Source organism: Streptomyces sp. NPDC050703 (assembly GCF_040654435.1).
Taxonomy (GTDB): Bacteria; Actinomycetota; Actinomycetes; order Streptomycetales; family Streptomycetaceae; genus Streptomyces.
The window spans coordinates 1-3,140 of sequence record NZ_JBFAHX010000097.1 but is presented as its reverse complement, the minus strand read 5'-3'; the positions used below and the strand labels follow the sequence as shown (position 1 = coordinate 3,140).

Below are 3,140 nucleotides of genomic sequence, written 5' to 3'. Positions count from 1 at the left end.
ACATCCCCGGTCCGGTACATCCGCTCACCCGAAGGACCATAGGGAGACGCCACGAACCGCTCCGCCGTCAACCCCGACCGACCCACATACCCACGGGCCACCTGCACACCCGCCACATACAGTTCACCCGCAACACCCACCGGAACCGGCTGCAACGCACCGTCCAGCACATACACCCGCGTATTGGCCACCGGAGCACCGATCGGCACCGACCCGCCCACCTGCCCCGGCACACACCCCCACGACGTCACATCAACCGACGCCTCCGTCGGACCATACAAATTGTGCAGCTCCACACCCTCAAACCGGTCGAAGAAATTCCTCTGCACCGGCAAAGACAATGCCTCACCCGAACAGATCACCCGACGCAGATCCCCACAACCCGCCGCCGAAGGCTCCGCCAAGAACGCCTCCAGCATCGACGGCACAAAATGCACCGTCGACACCCGCTCCTCCCGAATCACACCCGCCACATACGCCGGATCACGATGCCCACCAGGCCGCGCCACCACCAGCACCGCACCATTCAGCAACGGCCAGAAAAACTCCCACACCGAAACATCGAAACCAAACGGAGTCTTCTGCAACACCCGCTCACCCGGCACCAGCCCAAACCGCGACTGCATCCACTCCAACCGATTGACAATCCCACCATGCGCAACCACCACACCCTTAGGACGACCCGTCGACCCAGAAGTGAACAGCACATACGCAGGATGCTCCGGCGCCACCCACACCTCCGGCGCCACCCCCGAATACCCCGCCACCTCAGCCACCACCGCCGGATCATCCACCACCACCCGCACCACATCCCGCGGCAACCGCCCCACAAACCCACCCGACGTCACCACACACACCGCACCCGCATCCCCCAGCACCCCAGAAATCCGCCCCACCGGATACTCCGGATCCACCGGCAAATACGCCCCACCCGCCTTCAACACCCCAAGCAACCCCACCACCAAATCAACGCCACGCTCCAAACACACCGCGACCACCGACTCAGCACCAACACCCCGCTCCCTCAAACAACGCGCCAACCGATTCGCACGAACATCCAACTCCGCATACGAAACCTCAACACCCTCAAACACCACCGCCACCGCATCCGGAGTACGCACAACCTGAGCCGCAAACAACTCAGGCAACGACGACCCCACCACCGGAACCGAAACCCCGTTCCAACCCACAAGAAGCCTCTGACGCTCATCAGAAGCAAGAACCTCGACCGTGCTGATCCGAGCTGTGGGGTCCTCGGCCAGTACCGACAGCACACGGATCCAGCGGCTCGCGAGCTGCCTGGCGGTCTCCTCGTCGAAGACGTCGGCCGCTACCGTCACCACGCCGCGCACACCGGCCGGCGCCCCCTCGGCGCCGAAGACCTCGGCAGCGGTGACCTCCAGGTCGAACTTGGCCGAGGGAGCACCGCCCGCCATGCGGGACGTCTTGTTCCCGGACAGATCCAGCTTCGCCGCGCCGGCGTTCTGCAGCGTCAGCATCACCTGGAACAGCGGGTGTCGCGCCAGGGAACGGGCCGGTGCGAGCTCCTCCACCAACCGCTCGAACGGCACGTCCTGGTTCTCGAAGGCACCGAAGGTCGTTTCCCGGACCCGCTCCAGGACATCGGCGAACGTCGGGTCGCCGGCGAGATCGGTGCGTATGACCAGCGTGTTGACGAAGAATCCGACCAGGTCGTGCAGCGCCTTGTCGGTGCGTCCCGCGATGGCCGAACCGATCGGGATGTCCGTGCCCGCACCGAGCCGGGACAGCGTCACCGCGAGCGATGCCTGGAGCACCATGAAGAGGCTCATGCCACGCTCACGTGCCATGACGGTGAGCCGCTCGTGCGTGGCGGCCGGGATCTCCAGTTCGACCTGGTGTCCTTGGTAGGAGCGGACGGCGGGCCGCGGTCGGTCGGTCGGCAGCGACAGCTCCTCGGGGATCCCCTTCAGGGCTTCGCGCCAGTACTCCATCTGCTGTGCGAGCACGCTGTCCGGGTCGTCCGCCTCGCCGAGCAGTTCCCGTTGCCACATGGCGTAGTCGGCGTACTGGACCGGCAGGGGTTCCCATCCGGGTTCCCGGCCCTCGCACCGCGCCGCGTACGCAGTCGACAGGTCACGCGCCAGCGGCCCTGCCGACCAGGCGTCCCACGCGATGTGGTGCACCAGCAGGACGAGCACGTGCCCTTCCGGGCCCGCCGCGATCAGGCCGGCCCGGAAGGGGATCTCCGTGGCCAGGTCGAAGGAGTGCCGCGCTGTGCGGGCCACGGTCTCCTTCAGCTGCTCCGGAGCCACATCCGCGACAACCAGCTCGAACCCGGTCTCCTCGACCGGAAGGATCCGCTGGTGCGGCTCGCCGTCGGGTGCGGGGAACACCGTCCGCAGTACCTCGTGCCGTCCGAGAACGTCCCTCAGCGCTGCTTCCAGCGCCTCCTGGTCGAGCGCCTCGGGGAAACGCAGCACGGTGGGGTTGGTGTAGGTCGTGCCGGGTCCCTCCAGCTGTGCCAGGAACCACAACCGACGCTGGGCGAACGAAAGCGGGATCATCAGGACTCCTCCTGGCTGCGCATCGGCCGCAGCGCGGGCCTAGCTTTATGACGGCTATTACCTTGCTTTGCGAGCCAGGCCGCGAGACCGGCCGGCGTCGGGGTGCGGAAGACCGCCCTGATGGGCAGTTCCGCACCCAGTCCCTCCCGTACTTCGCTGGTCAGCCTGGTCGCCAGTAGCGAATGCCCACCCATTGCGAAGAAGTCGTCGTCCACACCGACGCGGGGCAGGCCCAGGACCTGTGCGAAGGCCTGGCACAGAATCTCCTCCTGCGGTGTGGCCGGGCCACGGCCCGCACCCGCCGTGTACTCCGGAGCGGGCAACGCCTTGCGGTCCAGCTTCCCGTTCACCGTCACCGGCAGCTCGTCAAGGACCACCACCGCCGAGGGCACCATGTACTCCGGCAGCCGGTCGGCCGCGAAGGTACGCACCTCACCGGCGATACCGTCCGGCGCCGCGTTCTCGCTACGGACCGGGACGACGTACGCGATGAGTCGCATGTCGCCGGGGGTGTCCTCGCGTACGACCACCGCCGCCTGCCCCACACCCGGATGCGCGGCCACGACCGCCTGGACCTCACCCGGCTCGATCCGG

2 protein-coding genes are annotated in these 3,140 nt (G+C 67.0%); both read right to left on the bottom strand.

Annotated elements, in window-relative coordinates:
• Nucleotides 1-2,546: amino acid adenylation domain-containing protein (locus AB0I16_RS35710; protein WP_363253846.1), on the bottom strand; the 2,546-nt coding region annotated here is incomplete at its 3' end.
• Nucleotides 2,546-3,140, bottom strand: a 595-nt coding sequence (locus tag AB0I16_RS35705; RefSeq protein ID WP_363253845.1) for a phosphopantetheine-binding protein, incomplete at its 5' end; no start/stop codon positions are given. The genes AB0I16_RS35705 and AB0I16_RS35710, both read right to left, overlap by 1 nt.